The sequence below is a fragment of the Saccharothrix sp. DSM 118769 genome (assembly GCF_052936295.1).
Map to the genome: position 1 here is coordinate 833,983 of NZ_CP193627.1, position 23,231 is coordinate 857,213.

The 23,231-nt window shown below is 72.1% G+C and carries 21 protein-coding genes and 1 pseudogene; 15 read left to right on the forward strand and 7 right to left on the reverse strand.

Annotation, left to right across the window (positions count from 1 at the left end; translation table 11 throughout):
• Positions 1–164 precede the first annotated feature (164 nt).
• Positions 165–791: a class I SAM-dependent methyltransferase gene (locus ACRAKJ_RS04070; RefSeq protein WP_438921495.1), complete on the reverse strand. Its 627-nt coding sequence runs from the start codon at positions 789–791 to the stop codon at positions 165–167.
• Positions 792–1,000: 209 nt separating this feature from the next.
• Here ACRAKJ_RS04070 and sigE point away from each other — a divergent pair, with 209 nt between their 5' ends.
• From sigE to ACRAKJ_RS04090, 4 genes are all read left to right on the forward strand, one after another.
• Positions 1,001–1,579 carry an RNA polymerase sigma factor SigE gene (gene sigE, locus ACRAKJ_RS04075; RefSeq protein WP_438921496.1) on the forward strand — a complete coding sequence of 193 codons (579 nt, stop codon included), beginning with the start codon at positions 1,001–1,003 and terminating at the stop codon, positions 1,577–1,579.
• Entirely contained in the window at positions 1,576–2,208 is a 633-nt protein-coding gene (locus tag ACRAKJ_RS04080) for an anti-sigma factor family protein (RefSeq protein WP_438921497.1), read from the forward strand. The genes sigE and ACRAKJ_RS04080 overlap by 4 nt, the downstream gene beginning before the upstream one ends.
• 90 nt (positions 2,209–2,298) lie before the next feature.
• Positions 2,299–3,828 carry a trypsin-like peptidase domain-containing protein gene (locus ACRAKJ_RS04085; protein WP_438921498.1) on the forward strand — a complete coding sequence of 510 codons (1,530 nt, stop codon included), beginning with the start codon at positions 2,299–2,301 and terminating at the stop codon, positions 3,826–3,828.
• 58 nt (positions 3,829–3,886) lie between these two features.
• A complete protein-coding gene (locus tag ACRAKJ_RS04090) occupies positions 3,887–4,270 on the forward strand; it encodes a sec-independent translocase (protein ID WP_438921499.1) in 384 nt (127 codons plus the stop codon).
• Between the two features lie 66 nt (positions 4,271–4,336).
• Here ACRAKJ_RS04090 and ACRAKJ_RS04095 read toward each other — a convergent pair whose 3' ends face one another.
• Both ACRAKJ_RS04095 and ACRAKJ_RS04100 read right to left on the reverse strand, forming a co-directional pair.
• The gene (locus ACRAKJ_RS04095; RefSeq protein ID WP_438921500.1) at positions 4,337–7,996 is read right to left on the reverse strand and encodes a CARDB domain-containing protein; all 3,660 of its coding nucleotides are present in this window, start codon (positions 7,994–7,996) and stop codon (positions 4,337–4,339) included.
• Positions 7,997–8,237: 241 nt separating this feature from the next.
• Positions 8,238–9,371 (reverse strand): P-loop NTPase, encoded by a 1,134-nt coding sequence (locus tag ACRAKJ_RS04100; RefSeq protein ID WP_438921501.1) that lies wholly within the window; start codon positions 9,369–9,371, stop codon positions 8,238–8,240.
• A 111-nt stretch (positions 9,372–9,482) separates the two neighbouring features.
• Here ACRAKJ_RS04100 and ACRAKJ_RS04105 point away from each other — a divergent pair, with 111 nt between their 5' ends.
• Complete coding sequence (locus ACRAKJ_RS04105) at positions 9,483–9,968, forward strand: MarR family transcriptional regulator (RefSeq protein WP_438921502.1); 486 nt, start codon at positions 9,483–9,485, stop codon at positions 9,966–9,968.
• 230 nt (positions 9,969–10,198) lie between these two features.
• Here ACRAKJ_RS04105 and ACRAKJ_RS04110 read toward each other — a convergent pair.
• The 4 genes and pseudogenes from ACRAKJ_RS04110 to ACRAKJ_RS04125 all read right to left on the reverse strand — a co-directional run.
• A pseudogene (locus tag ACRAKJ_RS04110) lies at positions 10,199–10,645 on the reverse strand (DUF1003 domain-containing protein); the annotation flags it as partial.
• Entirely contained in the window at positions 10,638–11,882 is a 1,245-nt protein-coding gene (locus ACRAKJ_RS04115) for a magnesium transporter MgtE N-terminal domain-containing protein (protein ID WP_438921503.1), read from the reverse strand. The pseudogene ACRAKJ_RS04110 and the gene ACRAKJ_RS04115, both read right to left, overlap by 8 nt.
• A gap of 4 nt (positions 11,883–11,886) precedes the next feature.
• Entirely contained in the window at positions 11,887–12,783 is an 897-nt protein-coding gene (locus ACRAKJ_RS04120; protein WP_438921504.1) for an aminoglycoside phosphotransferase family protein, read from the reverse strand.
• Positions 12,780–13,115 carry a hypothetical protein gene (locus ACRAKJ_RS04125; protein WP_438921505.1) on the reverse strand — a complete coding sequence of 112 codons (336 nt, stop codon included), beginning with the start codon at positions 13,113–13,115 and terminating at the stop codon, positions 12,780–12,782. The genes ACRAKJ_RS04120 and ACRAKJ_RS04125 overlap by 4 nt, the downstream gene beginning before the upstream one ends.
• A 112-nt stretch (positions 13,116–13,227) precedes the next feature.
• Here ACRAKJ_RS04125 and ACRAKJ_RS04130 point away from each other — a divergent pair, with 112 nt between their 5' ends.
• From ACRAKJ_RS04130 to ACRAKJ_RS04175, 10 genes are all read left to right on the forward strand, one after another.
• Positions 13,228–14,187 carry an aldolase/citrate lyase family protein gene (locus tag ACRAKJ_RS04130; RefSeq protein WP_438921506.1) on the forward strand — a complete coding sequence of 320 codons (960 nt, stop codon included), beginning with the start codon at positions 13,228–13,230 and terminating at the stop codon, positions 14,185–14,187.
• 123 nt (positions 14,188–14,310) lie between these two features.
• Entirely contained in the window at positions 14,311–14,472 is a 162-nt protein-coding gene (locus ACRAKJ_RS04135) for a hypothetical protein (protein WP_438921507.1), read from the forward strand.
• Positions 14,473–14,601: 129 nt separating this feature from the next.
• Positions 14,602–15,798: an acyl-CoA dehydrogenase family protein gene (locus ACRAKJ_RS04140; protein ID WP_438921508.1), complete on the forward strand. Its 1,197-nt coding sequence runs from the start codon at positions 14,602–14,604 to the stop codon at positions 15,796–15,798.
• A 138-nt stretch (positions 15,799–15,936) separates the two neighbouring features.
• Entirely contained in the window at positions 15,937–16,473 is a 537-nt protein-coding gene (locus ACRAKJ_RS04145; RefSeq protein ID WP_438921530.1) for a general stress protein, read from the forward strand.
• Positions 16,474–16,644: 171 nt separating this feature from the next.
• Positions 16,645–17,892 carry an ABC transporter substrate-binding protein gene (locus tag ACRAKJ_RS04150; protein ID WP_438921509.1) on the forward strand — a complete coding sequence of 416 codons (1,248 nt, stop codon included), beginning with the start codon at positions 16,645–16,647 and terminating at the stop codon, positions 17,890–17,892.
• A gap of 8 nt (positions 17,893–17,900) precedes the next feature.
• Positions 17,901–18,851: an ABC transporter permease subunit gene (locus ACRAKJ_RS04155; protein WP_438921531.1), complete on the forward strand. Its 951-nt coding sequence runs from the start codon at positions 17,901–17,903 to the stop codon at positions 18,849–18,851.
• A complete protein-coding gene (locus tag ACRAKJ_RS04160; RefSeq protein WP_438921510.1) occupies positions 18,851–19,696 on the forward strand; it encodes an ABC transporter permease subunit in 846 nt (281 codons plus the stop codon). Before ACRAKJ_RS04155 ends, ACRAKJ_RS04160 begins: the two co-directional genes overlap by 1 nt.
• A gap of 4 nt (positions 19,697–19,700) precedes the next feature.
• Complete coding sequence (locus ACRAKJ_RS04165; protein WP_438921511.1) at positions 19,701–20,882, forward strand: sn-glycerol-3-phosphate ABC transporter ATP-binding protein UgpC; 1,182 nt, start codon at positions 19,701–19,703, stop codon at positions 20,880–20,882.
• A 265-nt stretch (positions 20,883–21,147) separates the two neighbouring features.
• A complete protein-coding gene (locus ACRAKJ_RS04170; protein ID WP_438921512.1) occupies positions 21,148–22,035 on the forward strand; it encodes an SDR family NAD(P)-dependent oxidoreductase in 888 nt (295 codons plus the stop codon).
• A gap of 78 nt (positions 22,036–22,113) precedes the next feature.
• On the forward strand, positions 22,114–23,094 hold the full coding sequence (locus ACRAKJ_RS04175) for a hypothetical protein (RefSeq protein WP_438921513.1): 981 nt from the start codon (positions 22,114–22,116) through the stop codon (positions 23,092–23,094).
• Positions 23,095–23,231 lie beyond the last annotated feature (137 nt).

Below are 23,231 nucleotides of genomic sequence, written 5' to 3' on the forward strand. Positions count from 1 at the left end.
CCGATGGGCGAAACAGCGTTTTCGTACATGTCGCGGCCCTGATTCACCCCATCGTGTCTCAGAGGTCCGCGCTCGATCCATTCCCCCTGATCAAGCGTGCCACGACCCCCGTCCGCTCCGCAGTCGCTCGATCGGGTGCCACCACACCCCCTCGAACCCGCAGGTCACGCGGTCTTCGCCGCCACCAGCAGGCCGTCGCCCAGGGGCAGGATCACCGGCACCAGCCGCTCGTCGTCCCGCACCGCCCGCGCCACCTCGCGCATCGCCGCCGTGTCGGGGTCGCGCCGCGACGGGTCGACCACGCGGCCGTGCCACAGCACGTTGTCGAACGCGATCACGCCGCCCGGCCGCAGCAGCCGGACGCCCTCCTCCAGGTACCTCGGGTACTCGGCCTTCGCGGCGTCCACGAACACCAGGTCGTACCCGCCGTCGGTCAGCCTCGGCAGCACGTCGAGCGCCCGCCCCATGATCAGCCGCGTCCTCGACACGGCCACGCCCGCCTCGGCGAACGCCACCCGCGCCGCCCGCTGGTGCGCCGGCTCCACGTCGATGGATGTCAGCACCCCGGCCGCCGGCATCCCGCTGAGCAGGTACAACGCCCCCACGCCGGCACCGGTGCCCACCTCGACGACGGCCCGCGCCCGCAGCGCCGCCGCGAGGAACCGCAGCGCCGCGCCGCCCCCCGCGCCGATGGGCACGCACCCCAGCTCGACACCCCGGGCCCGCGCGGCCTTCAGCACCGCGTCCTCGGGCAGGTAGCCCTCCACGTACTCGCGCGTAGGCGCATCCACGGCACGAAGGCTAACGCCGTCGGCGTCGATCCGGGTGGTCCTCCCGGCAACCAGGATTCTCAGCCTGCTCTCAGCGGACTCTAACGATGGTTATAAGCGGACCGGCGAGGCTGGTCCCACGACAGCAGGACCGCGGGAACACGTCCGGGAAGCCGAGCGTTGGACCGTGCAGCAGGGCAGCCAGCCCACTGGAGGTGCTCGAACCCCCGATGCCAACGCAGCCGACCGCCGCCGCACCGACCGCGCCGATCGACGACGCGGACTGGATCGCGCCCTCGTGGGACCAAGTGGTGCGCGACCACGCCGACCGGGTGTACCGGCTGGCCTACCGCCTGACCGGCAACCAGCACGACGCCGAGGACCTCACCCAGGAGACGTTCATCCGGGTGTTCCGCTCGCTGGCCTCGTACAAGCCCGGCACCTTCGAGGGGTGGCTGCACCGCATCACGACGAACCTGTTCCTCGACATGGCCCGGCGCCGCTCGCGCGTGCGCATGGAGGCCCTGCCGGAGGAGCAGGACCGGATCGCGGGCGACGACCCGAGCCCCGAGGAGGTCTACGACGAGACCCACCTCGACCCGGAGCTGCAGGCCGCGCTCGACGAGCTGCCGCCGGAGTTCCGGGCCGCCGTGGTGCTCTGCGACGTGGAGGGCCTCTCCTACGAGGAGATCGGCGCCACCCTGGGGATCAAACTGGGTACCGTGAGGAGCAGGATCCACCGGGGCCGCCAGGCCCTGAAGCTGTCCCTCGAACGCCGTCGGGGTCTTGTTCAGGAGGACTCTGCATGACCGAACTGCGAGGCTGGCAACTGCCCGAGCAGCACCTGCTGCCCGACGCGGTCGTCGCCTTCGTCGACGGCGAGTTGACCGCCTCCGCGCACGGCCGGGCGTCCGCGCACCTCCAGCGCTGCCCGTTCTGCGCGGCCGAGGCGTACTCGCAGCAGCAGGCGAGGTCGGCGGTCCGCGCCGCCGAGACCCCCTGCGCGCCGGCCGGCCTGCTGGCCAGGCTGGGTGCGATCCCCCAGGAGGTGGAGCTGCCCAGCGCGCCCGACGGCCTCGCGGTCACCGAGGACGGCCAGCTCGTCACCGTGCAGCGCCCGGACCGGGCCGCGTTCGGCGGCGGGCCGGTGCTCGGCCAGTCACGCCCTTTCGGCACCGGCGGCGGTAGCCGTCTCGGGGGCGGGTGGTTCGGTGGCCGGCGCGCGCGGCAGGGCGCGGGCGTCGTCGTCTCCGGTCTGATGCTCGGTGCCCTGGCGCTCGTCGCGCCCGGCGGCGAGGACTCGGCTCCCACGCCCGCCCAGGGCGGCACGCCGGAGCCCACGCCCGCGGTCGCGCCCGCCGTGGCGCCCTCGTTGACGGGTGCGGGCGAGACCGACCTGATGCGGCCGGTGGCCGTGACCACGCTCCCCGGTCGCTGAGCCGGGGCGGGGCCCGCTGACGGCGACTTCACCGGTCACCGGGCACGATTGCCCCGCGACAACCTTTGGCGTGACGACGTGCGGGGAGCGATGAGCGAGCCAGGACAGGGCAACGGGACCCCCAGGTCGGGTGTGGACGACGGGGCGCACCGCAGGCTCGCGCCGCGCCCGCTCGCCCGGCCCGCCGTGGACCCGGGACAGGCGTCCGTGTTCGGCCGGCCGACGGGCGTGGAGGGCGCGTTCGCCGCGGACCGCCCGTCCCCGAACGGCGCGAACGGGCCGGTCCACCTGTCGCCGCCCCCGCCGGAGGCGCTGTCGACGGCGTTCGGTCGCCCGTCCGGTGACGCGGGCACGCGGTTGCAGCGCCCGCCGCTGGACCTGGCGGGGGAGCCCGAGGTCGAGCCGGTGTTCTGGGAGGGGCAGCCCGCGGGTGACGCGTGGCGCGACCCGGGCGCGTCGGCCGTGATCGGCCCGCCCGCCGTCACCGAGGACCCGCGGACCGACGAGCGGTCCGACCCGGCGCCGGGGCCGCTGCTGAGCGTGCCGGAGCTGCTGTTCGGGCGGCGCGTGAAGCCGACGGCGCTGGTGCTGCTGCTGGCGGCGGCGTTGCTGGTGGGCGCGGGCGGCGGTGTGGTCGGCTGGCTGCTGGGGCGGGTGGACAACCCGCTGACGGACGGTGGCGTGACGTTGGCCGAGGTCAAGCCGGGCAAGGAGCGCCCGGTGGGGTCGGTGGCGGACATCGCGAAGCGGGTGACGCCCAGCGTGGTGTCGATCGAGTTCAAGGGCGCGAACGTGGCGGGCGTCGGCTCGGGCGTCGTCATCGACGGCGCCGGGTACGTGCTGACCAACGACCACGTGGTCGCCCCGGCGGTGCAGGACACGTCGGCGAAGCTGACCGTGGTGTTCACCGACGGCAAGCGGGCGGTGGCCGCGGTGGTGGGCCGCGACTCGAAGACGGACCTCGCGGTGATCAAGGTCGAGGTGGACAACCCGACGGTGCTGCGGTTCGGGAACTCCGACGAGCTGGCGGTGGGTGACGCGGTGTTGGCGATCGGGTCGCCGCTGTCGCTGTCGAACACGGTGACCGAGGGCATCGTCAGCGCCCTGCACCGGCCGGTGACGGCGGCGGGCGAGAACGGCGGGCCGCAGGTCACCTACGACGCGATCCAGACCGACGCGGCGATCAACCCGGGCAACTCGGGCGGCGCGCTGGTGGACTCGTCGGGTGCGCTGGTGGGCATCAACTCGTCGATCCGCACCGAGACCGGCGGGTCGGTGGGCCTGGGGTTCGCGATCTCCGGGAACTACGCGCGCAAGGTGTCGCAGGCCCTGATCCGGGACGGCGAGGTCAAGCACGCGGACATGAACGTGAACGTGCGGTCGGCGTCGGCGGAGACCGCCGAGGGCGCGCAGGTGCAGAACGTGCCGGAGGGCGGCGCGGCGGACGCGGCGGGCATCGAGGAGGGTGACGTGATCACCCGGGTCGGTGACCGCGTGGTGCGCAACGCCGCGGAGCTGACCGTCGCCGTGCGGGACCGCGAGATCGGCGAGACGGTGCCGGTGGTGCTGGCCCGGCAGGGGCGGGAGCTGACCGTGCAGGTGACCCTGCGGTCCGACTGACGGCTACGCTGGTCGTGGGGCTCATCAGGCCGGGTGGCGCGGAAGGCGGGGCACGCGGGTGTTCGAGAACATCGGTTGGGTCGAGATCCTGATCATCGTCGTCGCGGGCCTGTTCATCCTGGGGCCCGAGCGGTTGCCGTCGGCGGCGGCGTGGGTGGGGCGCACGGTCCGCCAGGTCCGCGACTACGCGACCGGCGCGCGCGAGCAGTTGAAGCAGGAGATGGGTCCCGAGTTCGAGCAGCTGCGCAAGCCGCTGGAGGACCTGCGGGAGCTGCGGAACTTCGACCCGAAGCGGGCCATCACCAAGCACCTGTGGGACGACCAGCCGGCGGACAAGCCGAACGGCTACCCGGCGGTGGGCGGCACGTCCCCGGCGACGCCGGGCCGCGACCGGCCCCTGGGGCAGGGCGAGCGCCCGCCGTACGACCCGGACGCCACCTGATCCGCCGATGACGACGGAAGAGGCCCCCCGACCGCACTGGTCGGGGGGCCTCCGCCGTGCGGGGGGCTAGCGGGTGATGGTGAACTGCGAGCCCGGTTCGACGACGACGTCGCCGGTGGCCGAGCCGGTGATGGTGACGCCGGTCAGGGTGGCGCTGCCGCGCGCGCCGCCCATGGCGAGGACGCCCGCGCCGTTGGTGGAGCGGTCGATCCGGACGTTGCTGATCACGACGTCCGGGACGTTCCCGCCGCCCGACTTGAACTGGATGCCGTCGTAGGTCGAGTCGACGATCTCGGTGTCGCGGATCGTGACGCCGGGGATGTCGCGGCCCTGCGCGAACAGGGTGATGGCGCCGAACTCCTGCGCCTCGCCCCAGAACGCGCCGCCGGTGCGGTGCAGGCCGTTGTTCGCGATCAGGGTCCGGCCCGAGAACGGCAGCGGGTCGTGGTCGGTGGCCAGCATGATGCCCGGGTAGTTCATGGTGTCGAGGACGAGGTTGTTCTCGATCAGGTTGTCGCGGCCGCCGTAGACGGCGATGCCGTTGGCGCGCCACGGCAGCTGGACGGTGTTGTTGCGGAACGCGTTGTCGTGCGCGACGTCGACGGTGCGGTCCTTGACGTACTGGTTGGCCCACACGGCGAGCGAGTCGTCGCCGGTGGTGCGGAACGACGAGTTGAACACGGTGGAGTTGCGGGTGCCGTTGCTGAAGTTGACGCCGTCGGCGTAGGTGTCGCGGATGCGCATGCCGCTGAGCTCCAGGCCGTCGGCCGGGCCCCACAGGTCGGGGATGTTGTCGTGGTCGCGGCCGACCCACACGCCGACGTTGGCGTGCTCGATCCACACGTTGCTGATCTTCGTGCCGCGGCCGAACCGGCCGTTGAGGCCCACGCCGCCCTCCGCGCCGTCGGGGCCGCCGCGGATGCGGCCGGAACCGAAGATGGCGATGTCGGAGATCTGCGTGTTGCCGTCGACGTCGAACCCGAAGTTGCCCTCGTGCGGGTGGTTGATGCCGCCCTGCGCGAGGTGCGGTTCGGTGAGCGTGTAGAGCTGCGAGTGCCACATGCCGGCGCCGCGGAGGGTGACGCCGCTGATCCCCACCTGGTTGTGCTGACCGCGGTCGAGCGGGTCGTCGGTGAGGATCTTCTTCTCCTGCCGCCACTGGCCGGCGGGGACCCAGACGCAGCCGATGACGCCGTTCTGGTCGTCGGTGACGGCCCGCTGGATGGCGGTGGTGTCGTCCAGGCCGTCGTTCGGCACGGCCCCGTACCGGGTGATGGACGTGCAGCCCGCCGGTTGGGCGGCGGGCGGCGCGACCTGTTCCAGGTCGACCAGGTCGATGACGTAGAACGCGGCGGTGTCGCCCGCGTCGCGCTGGAGCCTGAACCGGGTGCCCGGCGGGTAGGACGTGCCGAGCAGGGCGTGGGACTCGTCGAACAGCCGCCGCGCGTCGGCCTGCGGGGTGTTGGTGAGCGCCTCGGGGCCGTCGGTGTCGCCGTACAGCCAGCTGTGCCGGGACGACAGGGTCAGCTTCCGCACGAACGCGTCGTCCACGTAGAGGCTGAGGGTGAAGTCCTGGCCGCCGCCGTTCGGCGCGTCCGGCACGGAGTTGCGCACCACGATCGAGTTGGCCTGGTCGGTGGAGGTGACCTCGACGAACTGGCCCTGCGCGGTGAGCCGCACGGACCGGCGGCCGGACGACTCGGTGGCGAAGTTCGTGTGCCCGAACGTGCGCAGCCGGTCGGTCTCCAGCAGCGTGCCCCGGTAGCGGCCGGCCTCGGCCTCGTGGGACACGTAGGGCAGGGCCGCGCCCCGGCCGACCACGAGGGCCTGCGCGAACGCGTTGTTCGCCTCGTTCGTCTCGGTGACGGCACCGGTCGCGTCGGCGGTGGCGGTGACGGTCGTGCCGCCGGCCGCGGCCGTCCACGTGCCGACCTGGACGGTGACCTCGGCGCCCGCCGCGATCGGCGCGGTGTCCGCGTTCAGCGCCGTGCCGCCCGCGGTGACGCGGGTGACGGACGCGCCGGCCGCGGTGGTGCCGCGGTTGTGCACCCGCACGCCGAACGAGACCCGCTGGCCGACCGCCGGGTTCGCCGGGTCGGGCGTGACGCCGAGGACCTGGAGGTCCGGGCCGGGGGCCTGGCCGACGACGAGGCCGGTGGGCGCGGTGAACGCGTTGTTGCCGTCGTCCTGCTCCACGACCGCGTTCGCCGGGTCGACCACCGCCGACGCGGTGTAGGTGCCCTGGCCGCGCCTGCCCGCGTCGAGGGTCGCGGTCGCCGACGCGCCCGCCGCCAGCGCCGGGACGGCCGCCGTGCCGACGGCCGCGCCGCCGAGGCTGATCGCCACCGACGTCGCCGGGGACGCCGCGCCGCCCGCGTTGCGGACCGTCGCCGACAGCCGGACCGCGTCGGTCTCCACGGGGGCGGTGGGCGACCAGGTCAGGCCGGTGACGGTGAGGTCCGGGTTGGGCGCCATCGTGCCGATGACCTGGAGTTCCGCGACCTGGCCGCCGGGCGCGCCGCTGTTGGCGGACACCTGGAGGCGCAGGTCGGCGAGCCGGGCGGACACCGGGACGGTGACGGTGTTGCCGGTGGCGGGGCTGAACGCGTGGTCGGCGCGGGCCCCCAGGGTGGTGAAGGAGCCGGCGGACTGCTCGCGGCCCAGCACCTCGATCGCCTGGGTGCGCGGGCCCCACGCCTGGGCCGGGTCGAGCTTCACCACGACGGACGTGACGTCGGCGTTCGCGCCGAGCTTCACGGTGAGCGTCGACGGGAAGCCGTTCGACTCCCAGTAGGTGGCGGTGCTGCCGTCGGTGGCGTTGGCCGGGACGAACGAGAAGACCGACGACGACGCCTCGACCGGCTTGCCGCGCGCCAGGTCCGAGCCCTGCGGGCCCTGGCCGGGGCGGGTGACCCGGTTGCTGTCCGGCGAGGTGTTGCCCGCCGCGTCCCGCGCCCGCACCGAGTACTCGACCGTGGCCGACGTGGGCTGGGTGTCGGTGTGGCTGGTTCCCGCGGTGGTGGCGCGCTCGACGCCGTTGGCGATCACGACGTAGCCGGTGACGCCCACGTCGTCGGTGGCCGCGGTCCAGCTCAGGTCGATCCGGGTGCCGCTCTGCGCGAGGGTCAGGCCGGTCGGGGCGGTCGGTGCGCGCGTGTCGCCGGACGCCGGGCCGTGGACCTCCAGCTCGGAGAGCTGCCCCGCCGGCCAGCCGGTGTTCGCGGTGACGTGCACGCGGACGTGGCGGGTGGTGGCGGCGGGGAAGTCGATCGTGACCGCGTTGCCGCCGGCCGGGTCGAACGCGCGGGGCGCGGACGCGGCGAGGGTCGTGAACGAGGTGCCGGTGGTGCTGCCCTGGACGGACAGCGCCTGGCTGCGGGCGCCCCAGCCGGTCGGGAGCTTCAGGGTGACCCGGCTGACGGCGACGGCCGAGCCCAGGTCCACCTGGAGCCACTGCGGGAAGGCGGTGGTCGGGCTCTCCCAGTAGGTCTGCTGGTTGCCGTCGGTCGCGTGGGAGGCCGGGTACTCGCCGTGCGAGCCGCTCGCCGAGGCGGGCCTGCCGGCGGCGAGGTTGGCGGCGGCGAGACCGGCGTCGGCGGTGGTGGTGACGCCGGGTGCGGGTGCGAGGGCGGGGGCGGCGGCGGCCGTGGCGGGGAGGCCGGGCGCCAGCAGGCCGATCGCGAGGAGGCCGCCGAGGAGGCGGCGGGGACGCTGCGTTCTGTTCATGGTGCCCTCTTCATCGGGGACAACAGGACCGTGCAGGGCGGTGCCGCGGCAGACCGCCATGACGGCCTGCCGTGAACTTTCAGCTCATCTATTGGATTTTGAGTACTTGTTGTCAACTTATTGCGAAGTTGAGCTAGAAGGTTTCAGATGGGCGGCGGGTTCGTCAACGGTCCGGGTGGGTTCCGGTACGCGCGAAAAGGCCCCCACCGGGAGGTGGGGGCCTTCGTGGTCGGAACGGGGGTCAGCGACCGGCGGGGGAGACGTTCAGCAGGCGGCCGGCGAGGCCGCGCGAGCGGGTCGACAACGTGGCCGCCACCCGGTTGAGCACCTGGCCCGCCGCCGACTCCGGGTGCGCCAGCACGATCGGCGTGCCCACGTCGCCCTGCTCGCGCAGGCGCGGGTCGAGCGGCACCTGGCCGAGCAGCGGCACCGCCGAACCGACGGCCTGGGTCAGCGAGTCGGCCACGGCCTGGCCGCCGCCCGAGCCGAAGACGTCCATGCGGGTGCCGTCGGGCAGCTCCAGCCACGACATGTTCTCGATGACGCCCGCCACGCGCTGCCGCGTCTGCAGCGCGATCGACCCGGCCCGCTCGGCCACCTCGGCCGCCGCCTGCTGCGGCGTCGTCACGACCAGGATCTCGGCGTTCGGCACGAGCTGCGCCACCGAGATCGCCACGTCGCCGGTGCCCGGCGGCAGGTCGAGCAGCAGCACGTCCAGGTCGCCCCAGAACACGTCGGCCAGGAACTGCTGCAACGCGCGGTGCAGCATCGGGCCCCGCCACACGACGGGGGTGTTGCCGGGGGTGAACATGCCGATCGAGATCAGCTTCACGCCGTGCGCCTGCGGCGGCATGATCATCTTCTCGACCTGGGTGGGCTTGTCGTCCGTGCCCAGCATCCGGGGGATCGAGTGGCCGTAGATGTCGGCGTCCACGACGCCCACCGACAGGCCGCGCGCCGCCATCGCCACGGCCAGGTTCACCGTCACCGACGACTTGCCGACGCCGCCCTTGCCCGACGCGACGCAGTACACGCGGGTCAGCGACCCCGGCTGGGCGAACGGGATGACCGGCTCCTCGACCCCGCCGCGCAGCGATTTGCGCAGGTCGGTGCGCTGCTGGTCGCTCATCACGTCCAGCACCACGCGCACGCCGGTGACACCGGGCACGGCGGACACCGCCGCCGTGGTGTCCGCGGTGATCTTGTCGCGCAGCGGGCAGCCGGCGACGGTCAGGAAGATCGCGACGTCGACCACGCCGTCCGCGCCCACCACGACCTCTTTGACCATGCCGAGCTCGGTGATGGGGCGCTTGATCTCGGGGTCCTGGACACCGGCCAACGCCTTCTGCACGTCGTCAACGGAAGGAAGAGTCACGGGGAGCGCCTTAGGGGGTTCAGTGGTGGGAGGGCCATGCTACGACCGGCCCCGCACCTCCAAGCTACCGGCTGGTCACCTCGTAGTCGGGGGCAGCGCGAAGCCGGTCGCGTGCTTTCCGTAACATCGGTATCCGTGCCGGAAAGCGGATCTGCCCGGTTGCCCACCCGAACCGAGCTGGGGGTGTGGCGATCCTTCCTCCGGGCTCACGCACGGCTGACGCGGGTCATGGAAGCCGAGCTGATCGCCGAGCAACGCCTCTCGCTGGCCGCCTACGACGTCCTGGTGCAGCTCGCCGAGGCGCCGCAGCACCGGCTGCGGATGACGGAGCTGGCCGACGCCGTCCTGCTGTCCCGCTCCGGGGTGACCCGCCTGGTCGACCGCCTGGAGCGCGCGAACCTCGTGCTGCGGGAACGCGCCGACGGCGACGGGCGCGGCGTCGTCGCGGTGCTCACCCCCGAGGGGCTGGACCGGCTGCGCGTGGCGTCCGGCACCCACCTCACGGGCGTGGTGCGGCACTTCGCCGAGGCGTTCGGCGGGGCCGAGCTGGAGGAGTTCGGCCGGTCGTGCGACCGGCTCGGTTCCACCGACGACTGAACGGGCGCCGGCCCCGGGCGGGCGGCGGCCGACTACGGCGACGACGGCAGGTCGTCCTTCACCGCGTCCTCGTCCCTCGCACCGCCCTTCGCGTCGCGGTCCTTCCCGCTGCCCTTGCCGCCGCCGTTCTTCCCGCCGTCTTTCCCGCCGCCGCCGTCCTTGCCCCCGTCTTTCCCGCCGCCGCTGTCCTTGCCGCCGCTGTCCTTGCCGCCGCGCTTGCGCTCGCGGAACACGCGTTCCAGCTCGCTGCGCAGGTAGTCGCGGGTCGCGACCTCGCCGACGGCCAGCCGCAGCGCCGCCAGCTCCCGCGCCAGGTACTCGGTGTCGGCCTTGGTCTGCGCGGCCCGCGACCGGTCCTCCTCCAGCGACACCCGGTCCCGGTCGTCCTGCCGGTTCTGCGCGAGCAGGATCAGCGGCGCGGCGTAGGCGGCCTGCGTGGAGAACGCCAGGTTCAGCAGGATGAACGGGTACGGGTCCCACCGGAACGACACGGCGACCATGTTCACCGCGATCCACACCAGCACGAACAGCGACTGCCAGAACAGGAACTTCCCGGTGCCCATGAACCGGGCCAGCCGCTCGGAGAACCGCCCGAACGAGTCCGGGTCCAGCGGCAGCCGGAACCGCGCGGGCGTGCGCGGCTGGTCGAGCCGCCGGCGGGGCAGCAGTTCAGGCACGGCTCAGCCCCGTTTCCCGCCAGTTGTCCGGCAGCAGGTGGTCCAGCACGTCGTCCACGGTGACCGCGCCCAGCAGGTGGTCGGCCTCGTCCACCACGGGCGCGCACACCAGGTTGTAGGCGGCGAAGTAGCGGGTCACGTCGGGCAGCGACGCGTCCGGCGACAGGGTCGTCAGGTCGGTGTCGAGCACGCCCGCCACCAGCGCCGACGGCGGTTCGCGCAGCAGCCGCTGGATGTGCACGCACCCCAGGTAGCGGCCGGTCGGGGTGGCCGTCGGCGCGCGGCACACGAACACCATGCTGGCCAGCGCGGGCGTCAGGTCCGGGTTGCGCACGTGCGCCAGCGCCTCGGCGACGGTCGCGTCCGGGGCGAGCACCACCGGCTCCGGCGTCATCAGGCCGCCCGCCGTGTCGTAGCTGTACGCCAGCAGCCGCCGCACCGGCGCCGACTCCGCCGGTTCCATCAGCTCCAGCAGCCGGTCCTTCTCCCGCTCCGGCAGCTCGGCCAGCAGGTCGGCGGCGTCGTCGGGGTTCATCGCCTCCAGGATGTCCGCGGCGCGCTCGTCGTCCAGGTGCGCGATCACGTCCTTCTGGTCCTCCTCGGCCATCTCCTCGATGATGTCGGCCAGCCGCTCGTCGTCCAGCGCCTCGGCCACCTCGTAGCGGCGCTTGGCCGGCAGGCCGTGCAGGGCGAGCGCCACGTCGGCGGCGCGCATCCGCTCGAACACGGCGACCAGGTGGTGCGCGCCCTGCGGCTGGTCGGCGAGCTGCGTGGCCGAAGGGCCGGAGATCTCCTCCCAGCGCAGCACCACCACCGGTCCGCGCCTGCCCAGCCGCCCGGTGCGCTCGCGCACGGCGACCCGCGTCATCCGCCAGTCGCGGGTGCGCGACGGCTCCATCGCGGCGTCCACCAGCACCGCCGACGCGCCCTGGTCGAGGGTGACGCGGGCGTCGAGCAGCTCGCCGACCACCAGCACCTCGTTGGCGCGCTGGTGGAACTGGCGCAGGTTCACCGACCCGGTGGCCAGCGTCACCGCGTTCGGCTCGATCGAGGTGACCCGCAGCATCGGCACGAAGATCCGGCGGCGGGTGGCCAGCTCCAGCACGAGGCCGAGCACGCGCGGCGGCTGCCGGTCCACGCGCAGGCCCACGACCAGGTCGCGGACCTTGCCGATCGACTCGCCAGCGGGCCCGAACACGGGCAGGCCGGCGAGCTGGGCGGCGAAGACGCGGTTCACGGGATCAGGCTAGTTCGTCGGCGCGGGCGGTGCCGCGTTCCACTGTGGACCGACGGACGGCGGAGGTGATCGCCTCCAGGGCGGGCAGCACGTCGCGGTGGCCGTCGCGCAGCGCCCACAACCGGTTGTCGACCGCCCGGTAGAACGTCCACGCCCGCGCCCTCCCGGCGTCCAGCTCGCCGATGTCGCACAGCGCGGCGAGCCGGTCCCGCAGGCCGCGTTCGCCGGACAGCTCGTCGAACCTGTTCCACAGCAGCGGGATCACGCCGAACTCGCGGTCGCCCGACAGCGGCTTCGGGTCGATCAGCAGCCACGGCTCGCGGTCGCCGCGCAACACGTTCGCGTAGTGCAGGTCCTCGTTGACGAGGGTCGTGCCGGCGGTGCGCGCCAGCTCCAGGCCCACCTCGTGCGCCTCCCGGACCAGGGCGTCCGGGAGCGGGCGGCCCAGCTCCTCGTTCTCCGCGACCAGGTCGTCGACCCGGTGGCGGCGGAACCCCGCGCCGTCCGCCCGCAGCCGGCGCAGCAGGCCGCCCGCGACCGCCACCGCCTCCTCGGCCGGCACGTCCAGCAGCGACCGGGTGTGGTCCAGGCGCTCCAGCAGCAGCGCGCCGTGCTCGTCGTCGTGGTCGAGCAGCCGCACCACGCCGTCGCCGTCCCAGGTCAGCAGGGCCAGCGGCTCCTGCCGGGTCTCCTCGTCGAGCCAGGTCAGCTTCAGGGCGGCCGGGCGGCCGTCCGCGCGGCGCACCGGCAGCACGACGGCGACCAGGCCGTGCAGCAGCGGGCCGTCCGGGGTCAGGCCCCAGCGGGCGCAGAACCTCGTGGCCAGCCCCGGCAGGGACGCCAGCCACGCGTCGGAGCCCTCGCCGAGGTAGGTGCCGAAGCCGGCCGGGACGGTGATCACGCGGGCTCCAGGCGGTAGACGTCGGCCCAGGCGGGGGTGGTGTTGAGGCGCGCGGCGCGCAGGGCGGTCGCGGTGTCGGCGTCCGGGTCGGCGCGGCGGGCCGTCACGGGCACGTCGGCCAGGTGCGAGCGGGTCGTCGGCGACCGCACCGTGAGGGTGCAGGCGACGCCGTCGGCCAGGCCGGGCACGACCTGCTCGGACCCGCCGACCGCCACCAGCACGGCCCCGTCCCGCCACAGCGCCCACACCAGCCGCGCGTCGTGCCCGTCCGGTCTCACCCACACCGCCGCGGCCTTGCGCAGCGCGGCGTCCAGCACCCGCTCGATCTCCACCGGTCAAGCCTGCCACGACCCTGTGAGCCGGGACTCACGGAATAGCGGGCACCCGGAGGGCGTGCCAGGCTTCCCGACAGGTAGTTACCGGCCGGTACGAGGAGGTACCCCAGTGGTCGACCAGCAGCGTCCCCGTCGTTCGTGCCTGGCCGTGCCCGGGTCGAGCCAGAAGATGATCGACAAGGCCCGCACGCTGCCCGCGGACCAGGTCTTCCTCGACCTGGAGGACGCCTGCGCGCCGCTGGCGAAGCCGGGTGCCCGCAAGACCGTCGTCGCCTCCCTCAACGAGGGCGACTGGGGGTCGCGCACGCGCGTCGTCCGCGTCAACGACTGGACCACCGAGTGGACCTACCGCGACGTGACCGAGGTCGTCGAGGGCGCGGGGGCCAACCTCGACTGCATCATGCTGCCCAAGGTGCAGACGGCGGAGCAGGTGCACGCGCTGGACCTGCTGCTGACGCAGATCGAGAAGACCATGGGCTACGAGGTCGGCCGCATCGGCATCGAGGCGCAGATCGAGAACGCCCTCGGCCTGATCAACGTCAACGCCATCGCCACCGCCTCGCCGCGGGTGGAGACGATCATCTTCGGCCCGGCCGACTTCATGGCGTCGATCAACATGAAGTCGCTGGTCGTCGGCGAGCAGCCGCCCGGCTACGACGTGGGCGACGCCTACCACTACATCCTCATGCAGATCCTGATGGCGGCGCGGGCGCACGACAAGCAGGCCATCGACGGCCCGTACCTCCAGATCCGCGACGTCGGGGGCTTCACGCGCGTCGCCGGCCGCTCGGCCGCCCTCGGGTTCGACGGCAAGTGGGTGCTGCACCCCGGCCAGATCGACGCGGCGAACGAGGTGTTCAGCCCCAAGCAGGACGACTACGACCACGCCGAGAACATCCTCGACGCCTACGACTACTTCACGTCGGAGGCGGGCGGCAGGCGCGGCGCCGTGATGCTGGGCGACGAGATGATCGACGAGGCGTCCCGCAAGATGGCGCTGGTGATCTCCTCGAAGGGGCGTGCGGCCGGCATGTCCCGCACGAACGCGTGGTCGCCGCCGGAGCAGTGACCCCCGGCGCGGTGACGCGTCGTGCCGGCGGGGTCACGGACCGGTGGCCCCGCCGGTGAGCATGCCCACAGATCGGGGCGCGGAGTGGCGATCACGCCCCGTCCCCCGTGCATGGTGGAGGGCGTGTCCAGACATCGAGCCGAGCGGAAGAGGCTGTTCCGGCGCAGGCCCGCCGACGACCTGCTGGAGCGCAGCTTCCGGAACTGCCCCCGCTGCACCCGCGACGTCCACGTGTTCTTCGACGTGTGCCGCCACTGCGGGGTCGCCCTGGAGATCGGCGCGTAGCGGCCGGTCGCGGGCGCGGGGCTGCTGTTTCGGTTCAGCGCGTGGTGATGAGCACTCTCGTGGCGCGAACGAGCGTTAACCGGGCCATACTCGCCGGTAACCTCCCGTGCCTACGAAGGGAACCGTGCGATGGCGCGCCTGGCCCAGACCGCAGGACTCACCGACGTCCAGGAGGAGATCCTGTCGACGGTCCGCACGTTCGTGGACAAGGAGATCATCCCGCACGCGCAGGCGCTGGAGCACGGCGACACCTACCCGGCGGACATCGTCGAGGGCATGAAGGAGATGGGCCTGTTCGGGCTCACCATCCCCGAGGAGTTCGGCGGGCTCGGCGAGTCCCTGCTGACCTACGCGCTCGTCGTGGAGCAGGTCGCGCGCGGCTGGATGTCCGTCTCCGGCGTGATCAACACCCACTTCATCGTGGCGCACATGCTCAAGCAGCACGGCACGCCCGAGCAGAAGGAGAAGTACCTGCCGCGCATGGCCGCGGGCGAGGTGCGCGGCTCGTTCTCCATGTCCGAGCCGGAACTGGGCTCCGACGTCGCCGCCATCCGCACCAAGGCCACCCGCGACGGCGACGGCTACGCCATCAGCGGCCAGAAGATGTGGCTGACCAACGGCGGCACGTCCAACCTCACCGCCGTGCTCGTCAGGACCGACGAGGGCGAGGACAAGCCGCACCGGAACCTCACCACCTTCCTGGTGGAGAAGCCCGAGGGCTACGGCGAGGTCGCGCCCGGCCTCACCATCCCCGGCAAGATCGACAAGATGGGCTACAAGGGCGTCGACACCACCGAGATGGTGTTCGACGGCTTCCGGATCGGCGCCGAGCAGGTGCTGGGCGGCGAGACCGGCCAGGGCTTCCGGCACATGATGGACGGCGTCGAGGTCGGCCGCGTCAACGTCGCCGCCCGCGCGTGCGGCATCGCCCTGCGGGCCTTCGAGCTGGCCGTCGAGTACGCGCAGCAGCGCCGGACGTTCGGCAAGGCCATCGCCGAGCACCAGGCCATCGCGTTCAAGCTCGCCGAGATGGCCACCAAGGTCGAGGCCGCCCACCTGATGATGGTCAACGCCGCCCGCCTCAAGGACTCCGGCGCGCGCAACGACGTCGAGGCCGGCATGGCCAAGCTCATCGCCTCCGAGTACTGCGCCGAGGTCACGCAGGAGGCGTTCCGCATCCACGGCGGCTACGGCTACTCCAAGGAGTACGAGATCGAGCGCCTGATGCGCGAGGCACCGTTCCTGCTCATCGGCGAGGGCACCAGCGAGATCCAGAAGACCATCATCAGCCGCGGCCTGCTGCGCGAGTACCGGTCCCGCGGCTGACCCCCGACGCCGTCGGAGCCGGTCCCGCGCCGCGCCGCGCGGGACCGGCGCAGGTCACGTTCGCATCAGTTTCGGCTCCACCCGTTTCGCGCGGTTCGCGCGGTGTTGGCAGGATGGGGTGATCAGCACCGCGAAGAGGTGGTCACCGTGACGAGTTCCTTCTCCGGCCAGAACCGACCCGGCGTGCCCCCGCGCCTCCCGACGCCGCCCACGGGCTGGCCCATCGGTTCCTACGGCACCTACGAGGAGGCGCAGCGGGCCGTCGACTTCCTCGCCGACGGGGACTTCCCGGTGCAGGAGGTGACGATAGTGGGCGTCGACCTGATGCTCGTCGAACGCGTCACCGGCCGCCTCACCTGGGGCCGCGTCCTCGGCACCGGCGCCGCGTCGGGCGCGTGGTTCGGCCTGTTCGTCGGCGTCCTGCTCAGCCTGTTCAACACCAGCCCCGGCACGAGCCTCGGGCCGATCGTCGCCGGCCTCCTCGTCGGCGTCGCCTTCGGCCTGATCTTCGCCGCCGTCGGCTACAGCTCCACCCGCGGCAAGCGGGACTTCCAGAGCGCCAGCCAGTTGGTGGCCGGTCGCTACGACGTGCTGTGCCAGCCCCGTTCCGCCGAACGCGGCCGCGACCTGCTCGCCCAGCTCGCCCTGCGCCCCTCCGACGTGAGGAAAGACTGACGTTTGCCGTTCACGATCATGGGGTAGAGCCCGTCTGGGCTCACGTGGTTGCGGCACCTGATCACCGGGCCTAGGTTCGACCCACCGACCGGCTGCTTGCCGGGACGGGGGCACGACGAGGTGCCGGGCAGGCCGTCTGGCTCCTCCGTTGTCGGGAAGGAGGCAGGGCCGGTGAGGGGCAAGCGTCATCGGTTGGCCGCCACGGGGGCCGTCGCGCTGGTCGCGACATCCGTGCTGGCGGGGTGCGGTTCGGGGGACGGCGGGACCGTCGTCAACGTCTACAAGTACCCGCAGGAGAACTTCCAGAAGATCGTCGACAACTGCAACGCGCAGGCCGACGGCTACGAGATCGTCTACCACAAGCTGCCCCGCGAGGCCGACGGCCAGCGCGAGCAGATGGTGCGCAGGCTCGCCGCGGGGGACACCGACATGGACGTCCTCGCGCTCGACGTCACCTGGACCGCCGAGCTGGCCGAGGCGGGCTGGATCAAGGAGTTCACCGGGCGGGCGAAGGCCGAGGTCGAGGACGGCACCCTGGAGACGCCCCTGGAGACCGCCCGCTACGAGGGCAGGCTGTACGGGGCGCCGGACAACACGAACGTGCAGCTCCTCTGGTACCGCGGTGACCTCGTGCAGACCCCGCCGGAGACCTGGGACGACATGATCCGGGTCGGCTCCGAGCTGAAGGCGCAGGGCAAGCCCGGCCTGGTCGAGGCCACCGGCAAGCAGTACGAGGGCCTGGTCGTCCTCTACAACACGCTGGTCAACTCCGCGGGCGGCCGCATCATCGACGAGAGCGGCACCAAGGCCGTCGTCGACGACGGCGCGGTCGAGGCGCTGGAGGCGCTCAAGGAGTTCGCGACCTCCGACGTGGTCGACCCGTCCTTCTCCAACGCCGCCGAGGACGACGCGCGCCTGGCCATGGAGGGCGGCAAGGCCGCGTTCATGCTCAACTGGCCGTACGTGTACGCCGCCGCGCAGGCGAACCCGGAGTTCGCGAAGAACCTCAAGTGGGCGCCCTTCCCGGCGGTCGGCGGCGGCGAGTCCAAGGTGACCGTCGGCGGCATCAACTACGCGGTCAGCGCGTTCAGCGAGCACTCCGAGGAGTCGTTCGACGCGGTCACCTGCCTGCGCAACGCCGAGAACCAGAAGTTCGCGGCCATCAACGACGGCGTGCCGCCCACCATCGAGTCCGTCTACGACGACCCGGAGATGGCCGAGCCGTACCCGATGAAGGAGGCGATCCTGGAGACGCTGAAGAACGCGAGCGCGCGTCCCGCCACCCCCGCGTACCAGAACGTCTCCACGGTCATCTCCACGATCCTGTCGCCGCCCGCGGGCATCGACCCGAAGGCGACGGCCGAGCGGCTCAGGTCCGAGCTCCAGGACGCGCTCGACTCCAAGGGGGTGCTGCCGTGAGCCAGGCGATCAACGCCGAGCCCGTCCGCGACGCGCAACAGCCGGACACCCCGCCGCGCAGGGCGAAGGCCGTGCTGAGCGAGGGCAAGAAGGCCGAGCGCCGCCTGGGCCTGCTGCTGTGCGCGCCCGCGATCCTCATCATGGCCGCGGTCGCGGGCTGGCCGATCATCTACTCGGTGTGGCTGTCGCTCCAGCGCTACGACCTGAAGTTCCCGGACCGCACCGAGTTCGTCGGCCTCGACAACTACGTCACCGTCCTGACCAACCCGTACTGGTGGAACGCCATGTGGATCACGATCGTGATCACCGTGGTGTCCGTGGTCATCGAGCTGGTGCTGGGCATGGCGCTCGCGCTGATCATGCACCGCACCCTGGTGGGCCGCGGCATCGTGCGGACCGCCACGCTCATCCCGTACGGCATCGTCACCGTCGTCGCCGCGTTCTCCTGGCGGTACGCGTGGACGCCCGGCACCGGCTACCTCGCCGAGACCATCGCGGGCGGCGACCCGGTGCTCACCGAGAAGATCCCGGCGATCATGATCGTGATCCTCGCCGAGATCTGGAAGACCACGCCGTTCATGGCGCTGCTGCTCATGGCCGGCCTGGCCCTGGTGCCCGACGACCTGCTCAAGGCCGCCGCGATGGACGGCGCGGGCGGCTGGCAGCGGTTCACCAAGGTCATCGTGCCGGTGATGAAGCCCGCGATCCTGGTGGCGCTGCTGTTCCGCACGCTCGACGCGTTCCGCATCTTCGACAACCTGTTCGTGCTCACCGCCGGGTCGCAGGGCACCGCGTCCGTCTCGATGACCACCTACAACAACCTGATCAAGGGTCTCAACCTGGGCATCGGCTCCACCATGTCGGTGCTCATCTTCATCGCGGTGGCGATCATCGCGTTCATCTTCGTCAAGCTGTTCGGCACCGCTGCCCCCGGCAGCGACGGCGGGGGGAGGCGCTGATGGCGGGCATCGGCGGGGCCGAGACCACGGCGCGCAAGGCGCGCTGGACGGCCCTCAACGTCCTGGTCGTGGTGTACGCGCTGTTCCCGGTGCTGTGGATCGTGTCGCTGTCGTTCAAGACCAAGGAGACCCTGGGCGACGGCAACTTCATCCCGCGCGCCTGGACGCTCGACAACTACGCGTCGATCTTCTCCACCACCGAGTTCGTGCGGGCGCTGGTCAACTCCATCGGCATCGCGATCATCGCCACCGCGATCGCCGTGGTGTTCGGCACGATGGCCGCCTACGCCATCGCCCGGCTCGACTTCCCCGGCAAGAAGGTGCTGGTGGGCGTCTCGCTGCTGGTGTCGATGTTCCCGCAGATCTCGCTGGTGTCGCCGCTGTTCGAGATCGAGCGGACGCTGGGGCTGTTCGACACCTGGCCCGGCCTGATCCTGCCCTACATCACGTTCGCGCTGCCGCTGGCGATCTACACCCTGTCGGCGTTCTTCCGCGAGATCCCGTGGGAGCTGGAGAAGGCGGCGAAGATGGACGGCGCCACGCCCGGTCAGGCGTTCCGCCGGGTCATCGCGCCGCTGGCCGCGCCGGGGGTGTTCACCACGGCCATCCTGGTGTTCATCTTCTGCTGGAACGACTTCCTGTTCGCGATCTCGCTCACCTCGACCGAGTCGTCGCGGACCGTCCCCGTGGCGCTGTCGTTCTTCACCGGCAGCTCCCAGTTCGAGGACCCGACGGGGTCGATCGCCGCCGCCGCGGTGGTCATCACCATCCCGATCATCCTGTTCGTGTTGTTCTTCCAGCGTCGGATCGTCGCCGGGTTGACCTCCGGCGCCGTCAAGGGGTGAGGCAATGGCCGAGATCGTGCTCGACAGCGTGACCAAGCAGTACCCCGACGGCGCGGTGGCCGTGCGGGACGTGGACATCGAGATCGCCGACGGCGAGTTCGTCATCCTGGTCGGCCCGTCCGGCTGCGGGAAGTCCACGACCCTCAACATGATCGCGGGCCTGGAGGACATCACCTCCGGCGAGCTGCGCATCGGCGGCGAGCGCGTCAACGAGCGCGCGCCCAAGGACCGCGACATCGCCATGGTGTTCCAGTCCTACGCGCTGTACCCGCACATGACGGTGAAGGAGAACATGGCCTTCCCGCTGCGGCTGGCGAAGGTCGACGACACCACCGTGGAGAAGAAGGTCCGCGACGCGGCCGAGATCCTGGACCTCACCGGGCACCTCGACCGCAAGCCGTCGAACCTCTCCGGTGGGCAGCGGCAGCGCGTGGCCATGGGGCGGGCGATCGTGCGCAGCCCCAAGGCGTTCCTGATGGACGAGCCGCTGTCCAACCTCGACGCCAAGCTCCGCGTGCAGATGCGCACGTCGGTGGCGCGGCTGCAGAAGCAGCTCGGCACGACCATGGTCTACGTCACGCACGACCAGACCGAGGCGATGACCCTGGGCGACCGGGTGGTGGTGATGCGGGGCGGCGCGGTGCAGCAGATCGGCGCGCCGCAGTTCCTCTACGACAACCCGGCCAACCTGTTCGTCGCCGGGTTCATCGGCTCGCCGTCGATGAACTTCGTGCCCGCCGCCCTGGAGAACGGCTCGCTGCGGTCGCCGCTGGGCGACGTGCCGCTCACCGACCGGGTGCGCGGGCTGCTGGAGGGCGGCGACGCGCCCCGCGAGGTGATCATGGGCCTGCGCCCCGAGCACTTCGAGGACGCCCGGCTGGTGGAGGACCACGTCCGCTCGTCCGGCGTCACGTTCACCAGCCAGGTCGACGTGCTGGAGTCCATGGGCTCCGACAAGTTCGCCTACTTCAGCCTCTCCGGCGAGCAGGCGACGTCGGCGGAGCTCGCCGAGCTGGCCGCCGACGCGGGCACCGCGGACGTCCCCGGCGACGGCGTGCCGCTGGTCACCCGCATCTCCGCGGCGTCCGCGGCGACCACCGGCCAGCCGGCGGAGATCTGGTTCGACGCGGACAAGGTGCAGTTGTTCGACCCGAAGAACGGCCGCAACCTGACCTACAGCGGCTGAACCGGTCACCCGGAAGAAGGGCCGTCCCGCTTTCGGGGCGGCCCTTTTATTTGCACCGTCACAAACCTCACTGGGCGTTACTGACCTGTCGGGACCATCGGTCGGGACGAAGTGCATAGGCCATTCAGCGCATCAAACACGCACCTGGGCGCTTCGGCGGCCCCGCGCCTCCGGCCGGTCCCCACCCTGGTCGAAGGCGGGGACGACCCCGACCGATACGGAGTCGGGGCAGGGGAGTCCGCCGAGCACAGAGAAGAGTTCTGAGATGGGGATTCTTGACGGCAAAGCAGTGGTGATCACCGGAGCCGGTCGGGGGCTGGGCGAGGCGTACGCGATGCACGCGGCGCAGGCGGGCGCGGCCGTCGTGGTCAACGACGTGGACGCCGAGCTGGCGGACCAGGTCGCCGAGCACATCCGGGCGTACGGGGGACGGGCGGTGGCCAGCGCGCACACCGTGGCCGACCCCAGCGAGGCGGAGAAGATCGTGGGGATGTGCCTGACCGAGTTCGGTCGGGTCGACGGCCTGGTGAACAACGCCGGCCTGAACTACGAGACCCAGCCGTGGGAGGACGACCCGGACACGATCCGGCGCACCGTCGAGGTGAACCTCCTGGGGGTCATATTCACCGGTATGGCCGCGATGCGCGCGATGCGGGAGCAGGGCGGCGGCTCCATCGTCAACGTTTCCTCCGGCGCCTTCCTGGGGCAGCGGAAACTCGCCACGTACTCGGCGACGAAAGGCGCCGTGGCGTCGTTGAGCGCGTCGTGGGCGCTCGACCTGGAGAACGAGAACATCCGCGTCAACGCCGTGTGCCCGGTCGCGCACACCCGAATGGTGTGGAAGTCGGAACGGTCGCTGCGCGCCATCCCCGCCGACCGCACCCCGGGCAAGGTCGCGCCGCTCGTGCTGTTCCTGCTCAGCGACGACGCGGCCGGCATCACCGGGCAGGTCGTGCGGTGCAACGGGCGGCAGCTCCACCTCATCGGCCACCCGTACTTCAAGCAGCCGATCCTGGAGAGCGACACCTGGGACACCACGTCCGTCAAGCGCGCCTTCGACGGCGTCCTCCAGGCCCACCTCGAACCGTACGGCCTGGAGAAGCGCATGCCGCCGCGCCTGCGTGAGCTCGTGGAACCCGGCCGCACGGCGTGACCGGTCGGGGGGAGTGCCCGCGGGCGTTCCCCCCGATCACCCGATGAGCGGTCCGCCCAGGTCGGGGCAGGTGCCACCATGAGCGGCATGGGTGCGCGCAAGCCCCGCGTCACGGACTGGCGGCTGGTGGTCCAGTCGCGGCTGGACCGCGTGCGCGCCGACCTCGCCGCCCTCGGCCCGCCCGACCCCCTCGACCAGGAGAGCCAGCGGTGGCGCGAGGTCGCCGAGGCGGAGGCCGCCGTGGTCGAGGACATGATCACCCGCGAGGAGCCGCGCTGGCGTGCCGTGGCGTCCTGGTGGTCCGGGTGGCACATCGAACGCGCCTGGCGGTCCCTGCACGAGGCGGAGATCGCGGTCGTCGCCGCGGGCAGCGGGTTCCTCGGGCGGCTGCCCGGCCTCAAGGCGCGGGTCGCGGAGAACCTCGACGACGGCGACCCGCGGCGCACCGCGCTGGAGGAGATGCGGCCGGGGGAGTACCCGCTGTCGATCGAGCGGGAGATGGTCGTCGACGCGCTGCGGGCGTCGTTCGACAAGTCCGACTTCGCGCACGCCGGGTCGCGGGCGCTGCGCAACAAGCTCATCGCCACCTCGGTCGTGCTGTTCGTCGTCAACACCCTGCTCGGGGTGATCGGCCTGCTCAAGCCGGGTCTGGTGCCCATGTGCGTCGGTTCGGAGCGGTTGCCCACGGTGTGCCCGGCGGGCAAGGTCGCGGCGGGGGCGGACGTGTGGCTCGTGCAGGTGCTCGGCGCGTTCGGGGCGGTGCTGTCGGCGGTCGTGCTGCTGCTGCGCCGCCGGCCCAGCCTGTCGCCGTACGTGATGGTCGGCTACCAGGCGCTCATCAAGGTGCTGCTGGGCGCGGCCCTGGCGGTGGTCGGCATCCTCGCCCTCGGCGCGGGCGTGACGACCGGCCTGATCGGCGTGGCGTCCCAGGCGGCCCTGCTGCTGTGGGCCGTCATCCTCGGCTACGGCCAGCAGATCGCCACCCGCCTCCTGGACAGCTACACCGACCGCGTCATGGACCAGGCCCGCCCCCTCCCCAAGTTCGAAACCCCCCGCTGACCCGAGAGTCCAACGCTCACGCCCCGAGAGTCCAACGCTCAGCCCCCGAGAGTCCAACGCTCAGGACCCGAGAGTCCAACGCTCACGCCCCGAGAGTCCAACGCTCAGCCCCCGAGAGTCCAACGCTCAGGACCCGA

Coding starts and splice junctions, on each gene's coding strand:
- ACRAKJ_RS04160 (WP_438921510.1), top strand. CDS start 18,851: ATGGCGGGCATCGGCGGGGCCGAGACCACGGCGCGCAAGGCGCGCTGG.
- ACRAKJ_RS04095 (WP_438921500.1), bottom strand. CDS start 7,996: ATGAACAGAACGCAGCGTCCCCGCCGCCTCCTCGGCGGCCTCCTCGCG.
- ACRAKJ_RS04165 (WP_438921511.1), top strand. CDS start 19,701: ATGGCCGAGATCGTGCTCGACAGCGTGACCAAGCAGTACCCCGACGGC.
- ACRAKJ_RS04140 (WP_438921508.1), top strand. CDS start 14,602: ATGGCGCGCCTGGCCCAGACCGCAGGACTCACCGACGTCCAGGAGGAG.
- ACRAKJ_RS04085 (WP_438921498.1), top strand. CDS start 2,299: ATGAGCGAGCCAGGACAGGGCAACGGGACCCCCAGGTCGGGTGTGGAC.
- ACRAKJ_RS04170 (WP_438921512.1), top strand. CDS start 21,148: ATGGGGATTCTTGACGGCAAAGCAGTGGTGATCACCGGAGCCGGTCGG.
- sigE (WP_438921496.1), top strand. CDS start 1,001: ATGCCAACGCAGCCGACCGCCGCCGCACCGACCGCGCCGATCGACGAC.
- ACRAKJ_RS04175 (WP_438921513.1), top strand. CDS start 22,114: ATGAGCGGCATGGGTGCGCGCAAGCCCCGCGTCACGGACTGGCGGCTG.
- ACRAKJ_RS04080 (WP_438921497.1), top strand. CDS start 1,576: ATGACCGAACTGCGAGGCTGGCAACTGCCCGAGCAGCACCTGCTGCCC.